The organism is Synechococcus sp. CBW1107, from assembly GCF_015841355.1.
In the GTDB taxonomy this organism is placed as follows: domain Bacteria; phylum Cyanobacteriota; class Cyanobacteriia; order PCC-6307; family Cyanobiaceae; genus Regnicoccus_A.
On record NZ_CP064908.1, the window covers coordinates 2,342,683 to 2,362,379 of the forward strand.

Below are 19,697 nucleotides of genomic sequence, written 5' to 3' on the forward strand. Positions count from 1 at the left end.
TGAAGGGCCCTCCCAAAGATGTCCAACGTTTTGTCCTTCAGGCCATTTCTAGCGAATCGCACTGTTCAGAGCGAACAAAATCATCCTCTGCTTCAGTATTCTTCATGAAAAGGCCGTTCCTACGATCGGTTTCCCGTCGTCTCCCGTTCGTTCACCGCTGATGTCCTTCCCTGCCAGCTCCAGCACGGCCAGCTCAGGCTCCGCCTCCAGCGCCACCTCAGCCGTGGATGTCCAGGAGGAGACCGTCCGCCCGCGCTATGGCGAGCGACTGATCAGCGAGGAGGCCCCGCTGATCTGCTTCGACAATCCCCGCCGCGGCCGTGCCTATGAGGTGTCGATCGAGCTGCCGGAGTTCACCTGCAAGTGCCCGTTCTCCGGCTATCCCGACTTCGCCGTGCTGCGCCTCATCTACCAGCCCGGCCCGAGTGTGCTCGAACTCAAGGCCCTCAAGCTCTACGTGAACAGCTGGCGCGACCGCAGCATCTCCCACGAGGAGGTGGCCAACCGCATCCTCGATGATCTTGTGGCCGCCGCCGCGCCGGTCTGGATGCAGCTGGAGGCCGACTTCAATCCCCGTGGCAACGTGCACACGGTGATCCGGGTCAGCCATGGTCAGCGGCAGCCCTGCTGAGCTCAGCCCCCGCCCTCAGGTGCTCCAGCAGCAGCGGCAGTTCGTTGGCCAGCGCCGTGAGGTTGCGATTGCAGAGCCCGCCCACATGCAGCTGGCCCTGGTCGTCATCGGCGATGGCCCAGAGCTGACGGGTGGCGATCAGGCTCAGGCCCCCGCCCAGCAGGGCAATGGCAAAACCGCCGTACACCAGCGGGACTCCCGGATCCCGCTTCAGCAGCAGCCCGCTGGCTGGCATCACCTCCACCACCTTCAGCGGTAGACCGGCGATCTCCAGGGCCTCGCCCCCGGGGGTGATCCGGCCGATCAGCTGGGCCTGGGCCGAGTAAACATCGATCGGGCCCAGCTCACTGCCCAGGGCCAGCAGCACCGGTTCGGATCCGTCCGGCCTGGTGGGCAGGGCCAGGCCCCACACCTGGTCCCCAAGCTCAGGGAGGCTGCGCAACGGCAGCTGCAGCAGAGGGCTGCGCCCCAGTTGCACGGTGATCGCCGCCAGGGCCCAGTCGGCCTGATAGACGGTCATCCCACGGAAGCGCAGGGGATGGTTGACGCTGATCTCGCTGCGCCGCAGGGGCTCTCCTTCGGCATCGAGCAGGCGCAGCTCGGAGCGGAACTGCTCCGGCCGCCCGGCGGGATCGCGCTCGATCCGAAACGCGTCGACCGCCAGGGTCATCTGGTTCTCACCGCGCTGGTTGAGCAGTTGCAGGTCGTGGCCGGGGGCCAGGAAGCGCTCCAGCCGTTGTCCGGCCAGGGCCCCCCAGGACGCCCCCACCATCAGCACCACCAGGCCGGCATGGACCAGCAGCGGCCCCACCCGGCCGAGAATCCCGCGTCTGGCGGCCAGTCGATCACTCTGGGTCCTGAGCTGCCAGCGCTGGCTCTTCAGCACCTGGGCGAGGGTGTCGAGGTCGGCGCGGGGCTGGGCTGTTGGCAGCGATTCGGCCAGGCTCAGCTTGCTCAGCTGACGGGGGGAGCGGTAGTCGATCCAGCGCAGGGCCGTCTGCAGGGCGGGCCACTGGCGCCGCCAGCTGCAGAGCACCAGCGAGAGCCCCAGCCAGGCCAGCAGGGCCAGGAACCAGGTGCTTGCATAGACGTGGTCCAGCTCCAGCTTCAGGATCCAGTCGCCATCCAGCAGCCCCAGCCAGGGGCGGGCGTCGTAGGCCTGGTGGTACACCTCGGCCGTGTCCTGCTGGGGAATGATCGTGCCCAGGCCACTGGCCAGGGCGATCACCAGAAGCAGTCCGATGGCCAGCCGCAGATCCGAGATCCAGGCGGCCAGGCGGCTGAGGACCTTCATGGCAGCTGGGCCAGCAGGGTCAGCCCGCCGCTGGCCAGCAGCACCACGCCACTGATCGGCGGGATCCAGCGGCTGCCCTCCCGCAGGGCCAGCAGTCGGGGCATGGCCGCAGCCGCCGTGCCCGCCAGCATCAGGGGAATCACCTGGCCCGCGCCGAAACAGGTGAGCAGCAGCATGCCCACCATGGGCTGTCCCTGCTGGGCGATCCAGGCAAGCAGCACCGCCAGCACCGGCGTGGTGCAGGGACTGGCCGCCAGGCCAAAGGCGGCACCGGCCGCCAGAGGGCCCAGAGGCGCTGGCACCCGCTGCCGCCACAGCTCGGGATCGGGACCGGCAGGCAGGGGCAGCCGCACAAGACCCAGAAGGTTCAGACCCATCACCACCGCCAGCAGGGCCACCACGGTGGGCACCACCCCGGGCACCTGGCCGTAGAGCCGCCCGAGCAGAGAGGTGGTCCCCCCCAGCAGCACGAGGGCTGCCACGATTCCTGCGGCGAAACTGAGGCTGCGCTGCCAGGCCCGCCCAGGCGCCTCCTGGCTGGAGAAGCCGGCCATGTAGGCCACAGTGATCGGCAGCAGCGAGAGTGAACAGGGGCCCAGACTGGTGAGCAGACCAGCGCTGAACACCACCGTGAAGGTCAGCGGCCCAGGCGATGAGAGGGAGCGCTGAAGCAGCTGCTCGCTCCAGAGGGCGAGATCCGAGAGGGGCAGGCCTGTCATCCGGAAGGGTGACTCAGCCTATCGGGGCAGGGTTGGGGCTGGACCCGTCACCTGGGGTCGATCGGTTGCGCTGGGGACGGCTCTCCCAGCCGCGGGATTCCAGCGAGCAGCGGATCAGCAGGCCGGCTGTGAGCAGGCTGGCCAGCAGGGAGTTGCCTCCGTAGCTGATCATCGGCAACGGCAGGCCCGTGGTGGGCATCGAGCCACTGGCCACGGCGATGTTGAGGATCGACTGTCCCACCAGCAGGGTGGTGGCTCCGATGGCCACCAGCCGTTGCTGATTGCTGCGGCAACCCAGAGCCACCCGCAGCCCCACGAAACCGAACAGCATCAGGAACAGCAACAGCACCACAGAGCCCACGTACCCGAACTCCTCGGCGAAGACCGCGAAGATGAAATCGGTCGACTGGATCGGCAGGTACTGCAGCTTCTGGGTCGAGAGGCCGTATCCCTCGCCCAGCACCCCACCGGACCCGATCGCCAGCAGGCTCTGCACCAGCTGGTAGCCGTCACCCTGGGCGTCGCGCCAGGGGTTGAGGAAGGAGACCACCCGTAACCGCTGGTACTCGTTCACCATGATGCTGGCGATGCCCAGGGCTCCTCCGGCCGCCGCCGTGCCCAGCAGCGAGAGCAGGGGCAGACCGGCCGCCAGGGCCATGAACCAGAGCAGCAATCCTGTGAGAGCGGCGGTGCTGAGGTTGGGCTGCTTGAGGATCAGCAGCAGCAGGATGGCAAAGGTGCCCAGCCAGAGCATTTTCTGATCCAGGCCGATGCGCTTCCAGCGGGCGAACAGGGAAGCCCCCTGCAAGACCACAAAGGGTTTCACCAGCTCGGAGGGCTGGATCTGGATCGGTCCGATCACCAGCCAGCGGCTGGCCCCATTGACCGTGCTGCCGGCCACCAGGGTGAAGGCAATCAGGGCCCCCCCGATCAGCACCGCCGGGCCGGCAAGCCGCAGCCAGCGCCGCAGGGAGGTGCGCATCGCCAGCCAGAGCAGTCCCCAGCTGGCGACCAGCCAGATGGCCTGGCGTTTGATGTAGAAGGCAGCATCCCCGTTCTCACGGGCGGCAACCCACCAGCTGGCCGAGCCGAGAATCAGCAGTCCGGCCACGCACCAGATCGCCACCATCACCAGCAGCAGCCTGGCTTCCGCGGGCCACTGGGACCAGATCAGGGCCGGGGGAGACTGGCTGGGCTCCGCCACGCTCAGCTGGTTGCGCGATCGAGAGTTGGCTTGGCTCCTGGGGCGTCGGGTCATGATGGCCGGCAAGGACTTGCGCCAGCGGCGCAGTTCCCCATTCAGCCGTGGCGGCAGCCTCGGGGGAAGGGGGTAGGGACAAAAAAAAGCCCGGCCATAGCCGGGCTGTGCAGAATTGACCAGTCAGGAGTGAGAGCTCTGAGACCTGTCAGTTGCCGACGTTGACCTGACGGCGACCCGTGACGAGTTCAACCTTGAGAATCTTGCCCCCCTGCTTCATGATCCGCTGCTGTTCAGCGAACCAGCTCTCGTAGGGCACCCACTTGGTGAAAAAGGTGTTCTGCAGTTCCCGCTGGGTCCTGACCTTTTCAGGGCAGGGAATGCAGGCCGTGATCTTGAACAGGCGCATGTGGTGATCCTCGCGGGTTGGGCGTCGGGTCGGGATCAGTTGCCCAGGCCGGAGCTGATGTAATCGAGGTAGGTGCCGAGTTCACGACCGGCCTCGGGGCCCACCAGCGAAGCAGCGGCTTCCTTGATGGCCTGGATCGACTGGACGGTGGCGCCGATGGGCACTCCCAGGGAGTTGTAGGTCTCCTTAAGCCCGTTCAGCACCCGCTCGTCGAGAATCGAGGTGTCACCGGCCAGCATGGCGTAGGTGGCGTAGCGCAGGTAGTAGTCCAGGTCGCGGATGCAGGCTGCATAGCGACGGGTGGTGTACATGTTGCCGCCCGGACGGGTGATGTCCGAATACAGCAGGGTCTTGGCGACGGCTTCCTTGATGATCGCTGCCGAGTTGGCACCGACGGTGGCCGCTGCGCGGACACGGAGTTCGCCGCTGGAGAAATACTGCTCCAGCCGTCCGATCGAGGAATCGTCCAGGTAGAGACCCTGGACGTCGGACTGATTGATGACGTTGGTGATCGCGTCTTGCATGTGTCCTGGGAAGAGGCGGTGGGCAAGGAGAGGCGAAGCCTCAGGAGAGGGCGCCGATGACGTAGTCGAAGTAGAAGCCTGCCTCTTCGGCGTCGGCTCCCGTGAGCAGCCCCAGGGAGGCGTTCTTGAGCTCACGGACGACCTCGGCCATGGCCTCCAGAGGAGTGCCGAGCGCGCGATACATCTCGCGAGCGCCGATGATGCCGATTTCTTCGATCGGGGTGACGTCACCCGCAACCACGCCGTAGGTCACCAGGCGCAGGTAGTAGTCGACGTCACGAAGACAGGTGGCCGTCATTTCCTCGCCGTAGGCGTTGCCGCCGGGTGAGATCAGGTCGGGACGCTTCTGAAAGAGGGCGCCGCCGGCCTGCTTCACAATGCGCTCGCGGTTCTCACCCAAGACCTGAGCCACGCGCAGACGGCGTTGACCGCCGGCGACGAAGGACTTGATCTGGTCGAGTTCGCCAGGGCTGAGGTAGCGGGCTTCGGCGTCCGCGTTGATGATCGAGTTGGAGACGATGCTCATGCAGTTCTGCCTCGAAACAAGCGGTCGCCGTAATGGAGACCGATATCCGGTGGGTAAGGGATGCCCCTCGCTCCTTCACTTCGTTGACGTGAACGCCGACGGTTTGATCGGGAGAGTGGGCTGGCGATCAGGCTTGCCGACCGCCGAGTCATTCTGCGGCAGAGGGGGCCACCCCTCCCTGGGCCGGTAACAGTTCTTCACGGCGATGTGATTGGGTCAAACCCCTTGGCCGGCAACGGCTCTGGCCTGTTCTGCGCCTAAGGGAAAGCCTCTGAGTTTGTTCACACTTTGCAGGCCTGTCGCCGCGTCCCTGGCTCATTCCTGATCAACGATGAAGCTGAAGAAATCATCTTTCCATGAAGAAATCCCCCGAACTTCCGTCCGGGGGGATGGGTCATGGCCACGGGTTCAGATCGCCCCGCGTGGTGCCGGGGTCAGTCCGGCGTTGCCGGCGTAGAGCAGGGCCGTGCGATTCACCGTAGCGAGGGGGATGCCATCAGCGGTGGCCATGCCCCTGAGGTAGGGAACCGTGTCGCGACCGAAGCTGTTGGCGAACTCCTTGGCGGAGAGCAGATCGTCGAGGGCGGCCATCTGACCCTTCTTGCCCCGGGTGGCCAGGTAGCGGCTCACCTCCCTGGGCTGGGCGGCTCTGCCGAGCAGGGCGAGGTAGGCGGCCGAGGCCGCCCGCAGCGGGGCCATGCGGTTGAGCCGTTGCTGGAAGAGATCGGAGCCGGCGATCACCGCCACGAACTCAGAGACCGACAGACGCCCATCGCGCAATTGCGACTCGGCATCACCCAGGCGCTCAGCGGCCAGGGGAACCCGGTTGAGCAGTTGCCGGTAGGTGGCGTCGATCACCTGCTGGAGCATGGCCTCATCGGCTCCGGGAAGCAGCATCACCGGCTGGCCGAGGCTGCGGCGTCGGCTGAAGCCCTGGGGACGTGCTCCATCGAGGGCCTTGGACATGGCGGCCCCGGGCTGGGGAGCCGCCGCTGCGCTGAAGCCATTGGCGCTGACCTGGGCGCTCCAGCCGCCTGCCATCTGGCCGAGGGCCCCTGAGGCAGAGCCCCGAGCAGAGCGGCCGATGCTGGCACTCCAGCCACTGGACGCCGTGCCGGGACTGGATGGAGACATCCTCCACCGGCGAGTGGGTTCGGGGGGTTGCCGCAGGCTCTGTGGGGTGCTGACTGCCGATGTGGCGGGAGCCTCCTCACCTTCGGCGAAACGGGCCGTCCAGCCACCCACCACCTGACGAAGGCGGCGGTCGGGGAGGTTGCGCGGTGTGATGTCACCACTGCTGCGGAAGGTGTTCGACGGAGCCACCTGAGGCCGGCTCACCGGGGTGAGGTCGGGAGTGGCCGAGGGATCGAGGGCGCGGCGAAGGGCTGGAATCCTGCGGGCATTGAGGTCGGAGGGGGTGACGAAGCGCTCGTAGGGGACGGTGTCCTCCCCGAAGGCCGCGACGTATTCCGGGCTGTTGACCATGGCGTCGACGACGCCGTAGAAGCCCAGTCGCGCAGCCGTATCGAAGTAACTGTTGATCTCACGCCGCCCGAAGGTGGGCCGCCCCAGCAGACGACGGTGCATCACCTCGATGGCCTTGGTGATGTAGAGGTTGGCCCAGTAGCGGCGACGGAACGCGTTCGAGCGAGCCACCTGGCGAATGAACTCGCGCAGGCTGATGTCGCCGTTTTCGAGCTTGATCTCCTCGACCTTGAGTTGCTCGCCGGCGTAGCCGGTGGTGCCGAGCACCTGCACATAGACGGCCCTGATCACGGCCTGGGTGCTGGATTCGGTGCCGCGGATGCTGGGTTGGCCACCGCGTCGGGGCACCGAGGAGCCACCGGTGGCGATCTGCTGCAATCGCACCACCTTCGGACCGACACGCCGGGGGACGGAGGCCCGGAACTGGGGGCTGTCCATCTGACCGGGCTCGGCCATGCCGTTGCCCACCAGGATGCGCCGGGTGTCGTCGTTGAAGGGGGCAGGCCGGGTGGCCACCGAGGCCGTTCCCGAGGGGAAGATCGCCCCGTAGTTGAGACCCAGGGGATCGTTGCCTCCTCCGTAGGGGTGCTGATCGGGCAGGGGCTGGCGGTACGAGGCGTAGAGGGTGATGTACTGAGGGGCTCCTTCGAAGGGGGCACTGAAGCGGAACAGCTTGCGGTTCGATCCCCAGCCGGCGCTCTCCTGGGCCTCTTCACCGAGACCGCGCAGGTAGGGGACGGTCTCCTCCCCGAAGGTCTGGGCGTACTCCTGGGTGTTGATCAGGGAATCGACCAGGCCGGCCAGTCCCTGCTGACTGACGATGGCGAAGTAGCGACGGAATTCCTCGATCGTGCTCACGCCTCGGCCGAGGAAATGGCGGAAGGCCAGTTCCACCACCCGGCTGTTGGAGAAGCGGCCGTAGAACTGTCGTCTGTATTCCTTGCTGCGCCCGAGGGCACGGATGAACTCCCGCATCGAGAGCTGACCCTGGGACACCTGGGTGGCTTCCACGGGCGCCACCACCTGGGAGTAGCCCTTGACGATGTCGCGCTGGAACACCTGCCGATAGGCGGCACGGATCACCTCGGCCTTTTCGCGGCCGGAGAGTCCGGGCTTCATCACGAAACGCTGGCGGGATTCGGCGGCCAGGGCGTAGATGGCCGGCAGCTGGAGGCCCTGATTCTCGGGGCTTCCCAGACGCTGACGCGCGGAGGGGGTGGGAACCTCCAGCTCCTTGAGCAGAACGTTGAAGCAGTCGATCACCAGCTGCCTCGACCCCGAGTCCTTGCGGAAGAGGGTGGCGGCGGCGGCGCGCATCTCCTGCAGGGCCACGTTGGTGGCGGCGAGGGAGCAGGCCTTCTCGAGCACGTCGCGGAGGCCGCGGGTGTTCACCTCGAGGATGCTGGGATCACCGGCCACCAGGGCATAGCCCACGTAGCGCAGGAACCAGCCCATGTCGCGCAGCGACTTGCGCATGCGCTCGGTGCCATAGCGGGCCACGCTGATCGGGCTGAAGCCGGGAGGGAGCACCACACGCACATCGGCATCGGCCTGGACCCCTTCGAGGATCCGGCCCAGCAGACCGGTGCCGCCACTGCCCTGGGCGAAGGTGCGCACGGAGGTGGCGGCGGCCACCTGGTCGCTGGCCAGAAGTGTCGTTTCCGTCTGTCCCACGTTGAAGGGGGTCAGCGGAGCATCGAGATAGGAGAGCGGTGTGCCGCCGGCGAAGATCCGGTTGGCGGCCTTGGCGACGATCGCGTCGGCATTGGCGGAGATGAGCCGAGCCGCCTCCACGCGGGCCGAGCCGCTCCGGTAGAAGTTGAGGAGGGTCTCGAGCTCCACCTTCTCGGGGAAGCGGTCCTGTTGCTCCGCCTGACGGACGCTGGAGAGCGGCAGGGTGTCGTAGAGCTGGGGGCTGACCCTGGTGCTGCCGCTGCTGGCGGTCACGGTCATGAACGGGCGTGTACCGGGCGGAGTCACGTTACGGCTGTGGTCCTGTCCTCCCGCCTGGCATGAACAAATGTTTGCAGCGGACTGCCCGCGGATCGTCCCCGGCTGCCATGGATGGGCCTCGGCCGGGCCCGGCCCATGAAAAGCTCCCCATGGACCGCAACCCTTCGCCGATGAGCCCAGGCCCCGCCGATGCCGCCACGCCGGCGGTGAGCGCCTTCTACGACCGCTTCCCCTATCCCGGGGATCCACTCCAGGATGGCCCTCCCCCCGGCTACAACTGGCGCTGGAGCTACCCCTGCGTCAGCAGTGCCTGCACAGGCCGGCTGCCGGAGGAGGGCCCGCCTCCGCGCCTGCTGGATGCCGGCTGCGGCACAGGCGTGAGCACCGACTACCTGGCTCACCTCAATCCCGGGGCGGAGATCCTCGCTGTCGACATCAGCGCGGGTGCCCTGGAGGTGGCCCGCGAGCGTCTGCGCCGCTCCGGAGGCGCCCGGAACTGTTCCTCCCTGCGCCTCGAGCAGCGCAGTCTGCTGGAGCTCGAGGGTGAAGGCCCCTTCGACCTGATCAATTCGGTGGGGGTGCTGCACCACCTGCGTGAGCCCGAAGCGGGGCTGCAGGCCCTGGCGTCACTGCTCAGGCCCGGCGGCCTGCTCCATCTGTTTCTGTATGCCGATGGCGGCCGCTGGGAGATCCACCGGGTGCAGCGGGCGCTCACGGCCCTGGAGGTGGTGGGCGATGGCGACGGCCTGCGCCTGGGACGCGCACTGCTCGAGCAGCTGCCGGACACCAACCGCCTGCGCCGCCACCATGAGCAGCGCTGGGCCCTCGACACCGCGGCGGATGCCAATTTCGCCGACATGTACCTCCATCCCCAGGAAACCAGCTACGACCTGGCGGGCCTCTTCCGCTTCGTGGCCAGTGCCGGCCTCGAGTTCGCCGGCTTCTCCAACCCCGAGATCTGGGATCCGGCCCGCCTGCTGCAGGGGGAACTGCTGGAGCGGGCCAGGGCCCTGCCCGACCGACAGCGCTGGGCCCTGGTGGAAAGCCTCGATCCCGACATCAGCCACTTCGAGTTCTTTCTCAGCCGAGACCCGCTGCACGTCAGCACCTGGGACAGCGACGAGGAGCTGCTCTCGGCCAGCGGACGACGCAACCCCTGCCTCTGGGGCTGGCCGGGAGCCACGCTGCTGGATCCTGACCTGAGGCCGATCGAGCTCGACGATCGGGAACTGGCGCTGCTGAAGGCCGTGGAGGTCGCGCCGGAGTCGACTCCGATCGCCCGGTTGCCCCTGGGCTGGTCGCCGGTTGAGCAGGCCTCCGTGGCGCGCACTCTCTGGAGCCGCCGTCTGCTGCTGCTGGCCCCTGCCAGCGGCCGCTCCGCCACTGACATGTAACAGCATTGTGATAGATTCCGCGCGCCTTTTCCGATGTGCTGACGCGCTTGCAGGCCACCCCCGCATCCGGCCCTCCAGCCGGGCCTGATTCCCCTGAGGTCTCCCCCCAGGAGGCTTCTGATCTGCGGTCGACCTTGCTGCGTGGCCTGGCCGGGAGAGATCTGGCGGTCCCCATTCTGGTGCCGCCGGCCCCATCCCCCGAGTCCGCCCCCGTGGCGGAGACACCGGACAACGGCATGGACGAGTACCGGCGCCTGCAACGGCGTCTGTTGCTGTCCACTCTGCTCGTTTCAGTGCTGGCAGTCCCCGTGGCGGCCTACCTGTTCGATCGGACCACAGCTCTGAGCCTCTCGGTTGGAGCGGTCTCCGGCATGCTCTACCTGCGCCTTCTTGCTCGCAGCGTGGGTCGTATCGGTCCCGACTCCAAGCAGGTGGGAAAGGGTCAGCTTCTGGTTCCGGTGGTGCTCGTGCTGGGCTGCTCCCGGATCCCGCAGCTCGAGATCCTTCCCGCCCTGATCGGGTTCCTGCTCTACAAGCCGGCGCTTCTGCTCCAGGCCTTCGTCCGCCCCTGATCAGCGATCCTGTGATCTCCTGATCACCCCATCCGTCGCTTCAGCGGCACCTCTGTACCCCTCGATGGTTCCGTTGCCTCTTTCTCTTCCTTTCGCCGAACTGGAGGTGGGTCAGCACCTCTACTGGCACGTCGGTGGTTTTCAGATCCATGGCCAGGTCTTCCTGAGCTCCTGGCTCGTCATAGGCGCGCTGCTGGCCCTCGTCGTGGCCGGCACGCGCAACCTGGAGCGTGACCCCCGGGGTGTGCAGAACCTGCTGGAGTTCATCTGGGGGTATCTGCGTGATCTGGCCCGTGAACAGATCGGCGAGAAGGCCTACCGCGATTGGCTCCCCTTCATCGGCACCCTGTTTCTGTTCATCTTCGTGAGCAACTGGGGCGGTGCCCTGGTGCCCTGGAAACTGATTCACCTGCCCAGCGGCGAGCTCGGTGCTCCCACCGCCGACATCAACACCACCATCGCCCTGGCGTTGCTGGTGTCTCTGGCGTACTTCTATGCAGGCCTGAGCCGCAAGGGCTTCCGGTACTTCGAGTACTACGTGGAGCCCACGCCGATCATGCTTCCGTTCAAGATCGTCGAGGATTTCACCAAGCCTCTGTCTCTCTCCTTCCGTCTGTTCGGCAACATCCTTGCCGACGAACTGGTGGTGGCGGTGCTGGCCTTCCTCGTGCCCCTGGTCGTGCCCCTCCCGGCCATGTTCCTGGGGCTGTTCACCAGTGCCATTCAGGCCCTGATCTTCGCCACTCTCGCCGCCTACTACATCGGTGAGGCCGTGCACGAAGAGCACCATTGATCTCTCTTGGCTGATCAGCTGCCTCCGGGCCGGTCGGCCGTTCTGCTAAATCTCCTGCGCGCAGGTCCGGTCTGAACCGGGCCCGTCTCCCAAGCGGAGATGTCCCAGGCGCCAGGTTCAACCCGCGCTCTTCCGGCGCCCCACATCCCCAACGTTCCACCATGGATTCCATCACTTCTGCAGCGTCTGTTGTGGCTGCCGGTCTGGCCGTCGGCCTCGGCGCCATCGGTCCCGGCATCGGCCAGGGCACCGCTGCAGGCGGAGCCGTCGAGGGCATCGCCCGCCAGCCTGAAGCCGAAGGCAAGATCCGCGGCACCCTGCTGCTCTCCCTGGCGTTCATGGAAGCGCTCACCATCTACGGCCTGGTCGTCGCACTGGTGCTGCTGTTCGCGAACCCCTTCGCCGGCTGATCGCCTCCGGCAGGAACGGGGCACCGGGGCTGAGGCCACGGTCCCCGATCCCTTGTCGCACGTCTCCAATCCTTCCCCTCCGGCCCCAGGTCGGCGCGGTCCACCCGATCCCTCCAGCGTCCCCGCCCCATGACCAGCTGGCTACTGCTTGCCGCAGCAGGTGCTCCCGAGGGAGGTCTCTTCGACCTCGATGCCACCTTGCCGCTGATGGCGGTGCAGGTCGTCCTCCTCACCTTCATTCTCAACGCTCTCTTTTTCCGCCCTGTCGGCAAGACCGTCGAGGAGCGTGAGAGCTACATCTCCACCAGCCGCGCCGAAGCCAAGCAGCAGCTGGCTCAGACCGAGCGACTGGAGGCTGATCTGCGCCATCAGCTGCGCGAAGCCCGCCAGCAGGCCCAGACCCTGATCGTGGAGGCCGAGCAGGAGATGGATCGTCTCTATCGCAGTGCCCTCGCCGCGGCCCAGGCGGAAGCGAACGGCAGCCGCGAGGCCGCCCGGCGGGAGATCGACATTCAGCGCAACCTGGCTGAAGACACTCTCAATGGTGAAGCCGACCGGCTCGGCGATCTGATCGTCACCCGTTTGCTGGCTGCCCAATGAGCATCGTCAACCCGATTCCGGCCCTTCTGGCCAGTGAGGGGGGCTTCGGCCTCAACCTCAACCTCTTCGACACCAACATCATCAACCTGGCGATCGTGATCGCCGCGTTGGTCTGGTTTCTACCCAAGGTGCTCGGCGGCATCCTCGAAACCAGGCGTGCGGCCATTCTCTCCGATCTCCAGGATGCCGAGCAGCGCCTCCAGGAGACCACGGTGGCCCTGGCGGCCGCCAAGCAGGATCTGGCCGATGCCCAGAAGAAGGCCGAGAAGATCCGCAGTGATGCCAAGGCCCGTGCCGATGCCCTGCGCCTCGATTCCGAGCGACGGACCGTCGAGGAAATGGCTCGCCTCAAGCAGGGTGCTGTGGCCGACCTTCAGTCGGAAGCCTCCAGGGTGAGTGAACTGCTGCGCCGCGAAGCCGCCCGCCGGGCCGTCGAGCGGGCCCTCGCTTCCCTGCCCGGCAAGCTGGATGCCGAAGCTCAGGCCCGGTTCATCGACCAATCCATCAACAGCCTCGGGCAAGCCTGATGCCGCTCCTCAATTCCATCTCCACGCCCTACGCCGAAGCCCTGCTTCAGGTCGTCGATCAGCGCCAGGAAACCGATCAGGTGGCCCAGGAGGCCAAGGATCTGCTGGAGGTCTGGCATTCCTCCCCTGAGCTGCGGGCTGCCTTCAGCTCCCCGGTGCTCGAACCCGAGGCCAAAAGGAAAGTCCTGGTCACCCTCTTCGGGAACGACATCACCCCGACCTTCCTGACGCTTCTCAAGGTGCTGGCCGACCGTCAGCGCATTGCGATCCTCGATGCGGTGCTGGATCGGTTCCTCGAGCTCTACCGGGAGCAGCGCGGCATCGCCCTCGCCCGGATCACGTCCGCATCCCCCCTCAGTGAGCAGCAGCAGCAAGCCCTGCACACCAAGGTCCTGGCCGTCGCCGGCACAGACAAGGTCGAATTCGATCTCCATATCGATCCGTCCCTCATCGGTGGCTTCGTCGTCAGCGTGGGGTCCCAGGTGATCGATGCCAGCCTGGCCGGCCAGGTGCGCCGTCTCGGACTGGCGCTGGCCAAGGCCGGCTAGCCCTCCTCCACCAACCGCCTCTCTCCTTCCTTCCATCGTCTCCCCGCCCGGGGATCTCCACCCATGGTTTCCATCCGCCCCGACGAGATCAGCGCCATCCTCAAGCAGCAGATCGAGGACTACGACAAGTCCGTTTCGGTCAGCAACGTCGGAACCGTGCTTTCGGTGGGTGATGGCATCGCCCGGATCTATGGCCTTCAGCAGGTCATGTCCGGCGAGCTGGTTCAGTTCGATGATGGCAGTGAGGGCATCGCCCTGAACCTCGAGGACGACAACGTCGGTGTCGTGCTGTTGACGGATGGCATCGGTATTCAGGAAGGAAGCACCGTCAAGGCCACCGGCCGGATCGCTGAGGTGCCTGTCGGCGAGGCGATGCTCGGCCGGGTGATCAATCCCCTGGGGGTGCCGATCGACGGCAAGGGTGAAATCGCCACCACCTCGACTCGACTGATCGAGTCGATGGCGCCAGGCATCATTCAGCGCAAGTCGGTGCACGAGCCGATGCAGACCGGCATCACGGCCATCGACGCGATGATCCCCATTGGCCGTGGCCAGCGCGAGCTGATCATCGGCGACCGCCAGACCGGCAAGACCGCCATCGCCATCGACACCATTCTCAACCAGAAGGGCGAGGATGTGATCTGCGTCTACGTCGCCATCGGCCAGAAGTCGGCCTCGGTGGCCAACGTGGTCGAAGTGCTGCGTGAGCGCGGCGCCCTTGATTACACCGTGGTGGTCGCCGCCAGTGCCTCTGAGCCTGCGGCCCTCCAGTACCTGGCCCCCTATACCGGTGCCGCCATCGCCGAGTCCTTCATGTACGAGGGCAAGGCCACCCTGGTGGTTTACGACGACCTGACCAAGCAGGCGCAGGCCTATCGCCAGATGTCGCTGCTGCTGCGTCGTCCCCCCGGCCGTGAGGCCTATCCCGGCGACGTCTTCTACTGCCACAGCCGTCTGCTCGAGCGGGCCGCCAAGCTCTCCGACGCCATGGGCAAGGGCAGCATGACCGCCCTGCCGATCATCGAGACCCAGGCCGGTGACGTGTCGGCCTACATCCCCACCAACGTGATCTCGATCACCGATGGCCAGGTGTTCCTGAGCTCCGACCTGTTCAACTCCGGTCTGCGTCCTGCCATCAACGTGGGCATCTCGGTGAGCCGGGTGGGTGGCGCCGCCCAGACCAAGGCGATCAAGAAAATCGCCGGCACGCTCAAGCTCGAGCTGGCTCAGTTCGATGAACTGGCCGCTTTCTCCCAGTTCGCCTCCGATCTTGATGCCGCCACCCAGGCACAGCTCGGACGGGGCAAGCGCTTGCGCGAATTGCTCAAGCAGCCTCAGTTCAGCCCTCTTCTCCTGGCCGAACAGGTGGCTGTGGTGTATGCCGGCGTCAAGGGCCTGATCGATGACGTGCCTGTGGATCAGGTGGTCCAGTTCTGCCGTGAACTGCGCGAGTACCTCAAGACCAACAAGCCCGAGTTCATCACCAAGGTGCAGACCGAGAAGCAGCTCAGCAGTGAGGCTGAGTCGATGCTCAAGGACGCCATCACCGACGTCAAGTCCACCCTTCTGGCCGCAGCCTGAGGTCCCCCTACCATGGCCAACCTCAAGGAAATCCGCGACCGGATCAGTTCGGTCAAGAACACACGCAAGATCACCGAGGCCATGCGGCTGGTGGCCGCCGCCAAGGTACGCCGTGCCCAGGAACAGGTGCTGCGCTCTAGGCCCTTCGCTGATCGGCTGGCCCGGGTTCTCGAGAATCTTCAATCACGCATGCGCTTTGAAGATGTCGCCAACACGCCCCTGCTCCAACAGGAGCGCCCCGTCAGCCATATCACCCTGATGGTGGTCAGCGCCGACCGGGGTCTCTGTGGTGGCTACAACGCCAACATCATCAAGCGCACGGAGCAGCGCTTCGGGGAGCTGAAGGCGCAGGGCTTCGAGATTTCTCTCGTCCTGATCGGCCGCAAGGCCACCACCTACTTCCAGAACCGCTCCTATCCGATCACGGCCACGTTCACAGGCCTCGATCAGGTCCCGAACGCCGAGGAAGCCCGTGCCATCGGCGATCAGATCCTCGCTGAATTCCTCTCAGGATCCACCGACCGTGTGGAGATGGTGTACACCAAATTCGTCAACCTGGTAAGCAGTTCTCCGATCTCCCAGACGCTGCTGCCTCTCGACCCTCAGGGCATCGCCAGTCCTGATGATGAGATCTTCCGTCTCACCACCCGTGAAGGACAGCTGGCAGTGGAGCGCGGCACCGCTCCGAACCAGGAGCCTGTACTCCAGTCTGATTTCGTTTTCGAGCAGAGTCCGGATCAGTTGCTCAACGCTCTGCTGCCGCTCTATCTGGAGAACCAGCTGCTGCGCTCCCTCCAGGAGGCAGCGGCCAGTGAGCTGGCCAGCCGGATGACGGCCATGAACAACGCCAGCGACAACGCCAAGGCCCTCGCCAAGAGCCTCACCCTCGACTACAACAAGGCCCGCCAGGCGGCCATCACTCAGGAGATCCTGGAAGTGGTCGGTGGTTCCACAGCCATGGCCTGAGACGGATCGGGGCCTCCTCAGGCTGTTCCCCCTGGCGGTCGCCAGGGTGCAACTGCGGCCTGATCCTCTCGACTCGGCTCTGATGCTGCAGCAGGTGCTGGCCCTGCGCGGCGACTTGGACGCCAACCCCGATCCAGCATGCGCCTGGACCGGGGATTTTCATGGTGTCTGGCAGTTGCATCACCAGCCTGAGTTCCGATGGTTGCTGGACCAGGTGACCTGCGAAGCCCAGCATTACCTCCGGGCCCTCGGCTTCGATCTCCGGCGCATCAGGCTGCATCTGCAGCGCTGCTGGCCTGTGGTGGCCGAGCCGGGCCAGGTGGTGGGGCGTCACCACCATCCCAATGCCCATCTCAGCGCCGTGTACTACCTCAACGGCGATGGCAGCGGCCGCAGCGGTTGTCTGCGCCTCTTCGACGGGCGCTGCAGCAATGAGCTCGTGCCCGGCCTGGCGGTGGGCCATGACGGCCCGATCGCCTCATGCCATCCCCTCAATGCGGGCTGGCACGACCTGGCCCCGCAGGCGGGTCTGCTGGTGATCTTCCCCTCCAGCACCGACCACGCCGTGTTGCCCAGCGAGGACGAGGAGGACCTGCGCCTCTCGATCAGCTTCGATCTCTGCCTCACCGCTCCCGCCTGTGGCCCCGGGCAGCCCCAGCCGGCGGAATACCTGGCGCCCCATCCCGGCCAGTGGCTGGAGCTGCCACTCGATGCCGCCCCGCCGTCCGGGAAGATGGAGGGGTGAACCGCTGGATCGACAGCCCCCTGCCGCGTACCCCCCACGCCATGAGTGACAGCTTCACCGTGACCGCCGATCTCGGCGGCGTGATCCACACCTTTTCCTGCCGGGCGGATCAGACCGTGCTCGCCGCGGCCGAGGAGGCCGGCGTTCCCTTGCCCAGCTCCTGCTGTTCCGGGGTCTGCACCACGTGTGCTGCCCGTCTGCTCCAGGGGGACGTACACCAGCCCGATGCGATGGGTGTCAAGGCCGACTTGCAGGCCGAGGGCTATGCCCTGCTCTGTGTGGCCTATCCCCGCAGCGATCTGAACCTGTTGGCCGGCCAGGAGGATGCGCTCTACGAGGCTCAGTTCGGACGGTTCCAGCGCTGAACCTTTCGTCTGTGCCCCAGCTCGAGACCGTGGACTTCTGGATGGAGGCTGCTCCCGGTCCGCTGCTTCCCCAGGTGCGCTCAGCCCTGAGGAAGCAGCGGGGAGAGGCATTGCGCTGGGCCATCACCGCCGCCCTGCCGGCTGAGGAGGGCTCCCAGCTGCGGCGGAGGCTGAGGGTCGAAGCTGTCCTGCTTCAGAGCCCTTGAGCAGGCCGCTGCCCACCCTGCTGGTGATCCCCACCGGCATCGGCTGCGCCATCGGTGGTTATGCCGGCGATGGCCTGCCGGCGGCGAGGCTGCTGGCGGCAGCCTCCGGTTGCCTGATCACCCATCCCAATGCCCTCAACGCCGCGGCCCTCTACTGGAGTGATCCGCGCATCCACTACGTGGAGGGCTGGGCCCTCAATCGCTTCGCGGCGGGCGACCTGGCTCTGGCTCCAGTCGCGTCACAGCGGGTGGGCCTGCTGCTCGATGCCGGCATCGACGAGGACCTGCGCCTGCGTCACCTGCAGGTGGCCGAGGCCTGCCGCGCCAGCCTGGGCCTCGCGATCGGCCCTGTGCTCAGCACCGACGTTCCCCTGGAGGTGACCCTCTCGCTCGGCCCCAGCGGGGTGAGCAGCGGCCGGATCGGCCGGCCGGATGCCCTGATCCGGGCGGGGGAACGCCTGCATCAGGCCGGAGCCACCGCGATCGCCGTGGTGGCCCGGTTCCCGGATGACATGGGCAGCGAGGTCCTGGCCTCCTACCGCCAGGGAAGCGGCGTGGATGCCCTGGCCGGTGCCGAGGCCGTGATCAGCCATCTGCTCAGCCGTCAGCTGGGGATTCCCTGCGCCCATGCCCCGGCCCTGGCCCCCCTGGCGCTGGATCCGGGGCTGAATCCCCTGGCTGCGGCCGAGGAACTGGGCCACACCTTCCTCCCCTGCGTGCTGGTGGGTCTGAGCCGCGCCCCCGATCTGATCGCCCTGGGGCCCGCGTCCGGGCCTCAGCTCCTCCCTCCTGAGGCCCTGATTCATCCCAGCCGGATCGGCGCGGTGGTGGTGCCGGCCGGAGCCATGGGCGGCGAGGCTGTTCTGGCCTGCGCGGAGCGTGGCGTTCCCCTGATTGCCGTGGACGGCAACCCGTCCCTTCTGGAGGTGAGCGCCGAGCGTCTTGGGCTGCGCGCGATCGCCGCAGCCAGCTATGCGGAAGCCGCCGGTCTGGTGCTGGCCCTGCGCGAGGGCCTGCAGCCCGAGGCCCTGAGGCGGCCCTTGCCTGCCCTGGAGTGGCTCAGCGCAGACAGGCCATCGGATGGCGGGTCGGCATCCCCAGGGCCTTGGCCACTCCGGGATGGCAGACGGCCCCATCCACTGTGTTGAGGCCGGAGAGCAGCTCCGGCCGCTCGGTGACCGCCTCCACCAGTCCCCGTCCGGCGATTCCCATGATGTAGGGGAGAGTGACGCTGACGAGGGCTTCGGTGGAGGTGAAGGGCACGGCGCCGGGCATGTTGCCCACGGCGTAGTGCTGCACACCGTGGATGGTCACCACGGGATCGGTGTGGGTGGTCTCGCGGCTGGTGGCGATGCAGCCCCCCTGATCGATGGCCACATCGACGATCACCGAGCCTGGCTTCATCCGCTTCACCACGTCCTCCTCCACCAGGGTGGGGGCACGGCTGCCGGGGGTGAGCACGGCGCCCACCACCAGGTCTGCGCTGGGCACCAGCCGCTCGATCAGGCTGTTGCTGCTCACCAGGCTCACCATCCGGCCGATCCGCTGGGGTTCGAGCAGGCGCAGGCGCTGGGGAGTGTGATCCAGCAGGAACACCTCCGCATCCATGGCCGCGGCCACACGGGCGGCATGCCAGCCCACGGTGCCGGCCCCGAGCACGATCACCCGCGCCGGCCGCACCCCGGCGCAGCCGCCCATGAGCACCCCCCTGCCGCCATGGGGTTTCTCGAGCAGATGGGCCCCCACCTGGGCGGCCAGGCGACCAGCGATTTCACTCATCGGCGCCAGCAGCGGCAGGTTGCCGTTGTCGAGCTGGACGGTTTCGTAGGCCACGCCGGTGGTGCCAGCCTCCAGCAGGGCACGGCCTACCTCGGGGTAGGCCGCCAGGTGCAGGTAAGTGAACAGCACCTGATCACCCCGAAGGAAGGCGAACTCCTCCGGCTGTGGTTCCTTCACTTTCACCACCAGATGGGCGCCCCAGGCCTCATCGCGCCCCACCAGGCGCGCTCCGGCCTCGGCATAGCTCGCGTCCTCCATGCCGGCCCCCTGGCCTGCTCCCGCCTCGACACGCACCTCAAGGCCCTGGGACACCAGTTCCCTCACCCCATCCGGGCTGAGGGCCACCCGCTGTTCATCCCGTTTGATCTCCCTGGGTACACCGATGCTCGCGATCGGTGCCGCTGGGCCCATGCTGGCCATGCCAATGAGAAGCTCCTTCCAGGTTGGCGGGCTGGCCGCCGGATCGCCAGCT

General features: G+C 66.8%; 22 protein-coding genes. 14 read left to right on the forward strand and 8 right to left on the reverse strand.

Going from position 1 to position 19,697, the window contains the following annotated elements:
- Positions 1-160 precede the first annotated feature (160 nt).
- Entirely contained in the window at positions 161-631 is a 471-nt protein-coding gene (queF, locus tag I1E95_RS12215) for a preQ(1) synthase (RefSeq protein WP_231594615.1), read from the forward strand.
- On the opposite strand, the gene I1E95_RS12220 is transcribed toward queF, so the two are convergent.
- From I1E95_RS12220 to I1E95_RS12250, 7 genes are all read right to left on the reverse strand, one after another.
- Positions 603-1,925 (reverse strand): cytochrome c biogenesis protein ResB, encoded by a 1,323-nt coding sequence (locus I1E95_RS12220; protein WP_197162618.1) that lies wholly within the window; start codon positions 1,923-1,925, stop codon positions 603-605. The two genes, queF and I1E95_RS12220, sit on opposite strands and share 29 nt — an antisense overlap.
- Positions 1,922-2,644, reverse strand: a complete 723-nt coding sequence (locus I1E95_RS12225; RefSeq protein WP_197162620.1) for a cytochrome c biogenesis CcdA family protein — start codon at positions 2,642-2,644, stop codon at positions 1,922-1,924. The genes I1E95_RS12220 and I1E95_RS12225 overlap by 4 nt, the downstream gene beginning before the upstream one ends.
- A gap of 13 nt (positions 2,645-2,657) precedes the next feature.
- A complete protein-coding gene (locus I1E95_RS12230; RefSeq protein WP_197162622.1) occupies positions 2,658-3,902 on the reverse strand; it encodes an FtsW/RodA/SpoVE family cell cycle protein in 1,245 nt (414 codons plus the stop codon).
- Between the two features lie 148 nt (positions 3,903-4,050).
- Positions 4,051-4,251: a phycobilisome linker polypeptide gene (locus I1E95_RS12235; protein ID WP_197162624.1), complete on the reverse strand. Its 201-nt coding sequence runs from the start codon at positions 4,249-4,251 to the stop codon at positions 4,051-4,053.
- A gap of 35 nt (positions 4,252-4,286) precedes the next feature.
- The gene (gene apcB / locus I1E95_RS12240) at positions 4,287-4,775 is read right to left on the reverse strand and encodes an allophycocyanin subunit beta (RefSeq protein ID WP_006171987.1); all 489 of its coding nucleotides are present in this window, start codon (positions 4,773-4,775) and stop codon (positions 4,287-4,289) included.
- A 40-nt stretch (positions 4,776-4,815) separates the two neighbouring features.
- The gene (locus I1E95_RS12245; protein ID WP_197162626.1) at positions 4,816-5,301 is read right to left on the reverse strand and encodes an allophycocyanin; all 486 of its coding nucleotides are present in this window, start codon (positions 5,299-5,301) and stop codon (positions 4,816-4,818) included.
- Positions 5,302-5,709: 408 nt separating this feature from the next.
- Positions 5,710-8,739, reverse strand: coding sequence for a phycobilisome rod-core linker polypeptide (locus I1E95_RS12250; RefSeq protein ID WP_197162628.1), 3,030 nt, complete (start codon positions 8,737-8,739; stop codon positions 5,710-5,712).
- 170 nt (positions 8,740-8,909) lie between these two features.
- Here I1E95_RS12250 and I1E95_RS12255 point away from each other — a divergent pair, with 170 nt between their 5' ends.
- The 13 genes from I1E95_RS12255 (at position 8,910) to I1E95_RS12315 (ending at position 18,594) form a co-directional block, all read left to right on the forward strand.
- Positions 8,910-10,133, forward strand: a complete 1,224-nt coding sequence (locus I1E95_RS12255) for a class I SAM-dependent methyltransferase (RefSeq protein ID WP_197162630.1) — start codon at positions 8,910-8,912, stop codon at positions 10,131-10,133.
- 134 nt (positions 10,134-10,267) lie between these two features.
- Positions 10,268-10,705, forward strand: a complete 438-nt coding sequence (locus I1E95_RS12260; RefSeq protein ID WP_231594616.1) for an ATP synthase subunit I — start codon at positions 10,268-10,270, stop codon at positions 10,703-10,705.
- A gap of 64 nt (positions 10,706-10,769) precedes the next feature.
- Complete coding sequence (atpB, locus tag I1E95_RS12265; protein ID WP_006171982.1) at positions 10,770-11,498, forward strand: F0F1 ATP synthase subunit A; 729 nt, start codon at positions 10,770-10,772, stop codon at positions 11,496-11,498.
- Between the two features lie 161 nt (positions 11,499-11,659).
- The gene (atpE, locus tag I1E95_RS12270; protein ID WP_010315318.1) at positions 11,660-11,908 is read left to right on the forward strand and encodes an ATP synthase F0 subunit C; all 249 of its coding nucleotides are present in this window, start codon (positions 11,660-11,662) and stop codon (positions 11,906-11,908) included.
- Positions 11,909-12,037: 129 nt separating this feature from the next.
- Entirely contained in the window at positions 12,038-12,508 is a 471-nt protein-coding gene (locus tag I1E95_RS12275) for a F0F1 ATP synthase subunit B' (protein ID WP_197162632.1), read from the forward strand.
- Positions 12,505-13,035 carry a F0F1 ATP synthase subunit B gene (locus I1E95_RS12280; RefSeq protein WP_370594545.1) on the forward strand — a complete coding sequence of 177 codons (531 nt, stop codon included), beginning with the start codon at positions 12,505-12,507 and terminating at the stop codon, positions 13,033-13,035. The genes I1E95_RS12275 and I1E95_RS12280 overlap by 4 nt, the downstream gene beginning before the upstream one ends.
- Positions 13,035-13,583, forward strand: coding sequence for an ATP synthase F1 subunit delta (gene atpH, locus I1E95_RS12285; RefSeq protein ID WP_197162634.1), 549 nt, complete (start codon positions 13,035-13,037; stop codon positions 13,581-13,583). Before I1E95_RS12280 ends, atpH begins: the two co-directional genes overlap by 1 nt.
- 63 nt (positions 13,584-13,646) lie before the next feature.
- Complete coding sequence (gene atpA, locus I1E95_RS12290) at positions 13,647-15,164, forward strand: F0F1 ATP synthase subunit alpha (RefSeq protein ID WP_197162636.1); 1,518 nt, start codon at positions 13,647-13,649, stop codon at positions 15,162-15,164.
- A gap of 12 nt (positions 15,165-15,176) precedes the next feature.
- On the forward strand, positions 15,177-16,130 hold the full coding sequence (locus I1E95_RS12295; protein ID WP_197162638.1) for a F0F1 ATP synthase subunit gamma: 954 nt from the start codon (positions 15,177-15,179) through the stop codon (positions 16,128-16,130).
- The gene (locus tag I1E95_RS12300) at positions 16,108-16,875 is read left to right on the forward strand and encodes a TIGR02466 family protein (protein WP_197162640.1); all 768 of its coding nucleotides are present in this window, start codon (positions 16,108-16,110) and stop codon (positions 16,873-16,875) included. Before I1E95_RS12295 ends, I1E95_RS12300 begins: the two co-directional genes overlap by 23 nt.
- 41 nt (positions 16,876-16,916) lie before the next feature.
- A complete protein-coding gene (locus I1E95_RS12305; RefSeq protein ID WP_197167491.1) occupies positions 16,917-17,240 on the forward strand; it encodes a 2Fe-2S iron-sulfur cluster-binding protein in 324 nt (107 codons plus the stop codon).
- A gap of 11 nt (positions 17,241-17,251) precedes the next feature.
- On the forward strand, positions 17,252-17,446 hold the full coding sequence (locus I1E95_RS12310; protein ID WP_197162642.1) for a hypothetical protein: 195 nt from the start codon (positions 17,252-17,254) through the stop codon (positions 17,444-17,446).
- A complete protein-coding gene (locus I1E95_RS12315) occupies positions 17,443-18,594 on the forward strand; it encodes a DUF3326 domain-containing protein (RefSeq protein WP_197162644.1) in 1,152 nt (383 codons plus the stop codon). Before I1E95_RS12310 ends, I1E95_RS12315 begins: the two co-directional genes overlap by 4 nt.
- Here I1E95_RS12315 and ald read toward each other — a convergent pair.
- On the reverse strand, positions 18,506-19,645 hold the full coding sequence (ald, locus tag I1E95_RS12320; protein WP_197162646.1) for an alanine dehydrogenase: 1,140 nt from the start codon (positions 19,643-19,645) through the stop codon (positions 18,506-18,508). The genes I1E95_RS12315 and ald overlap by 89 nt on opposite strands.
- Positions 19,646-19,697: the final 52 nt, after the last annotated feature.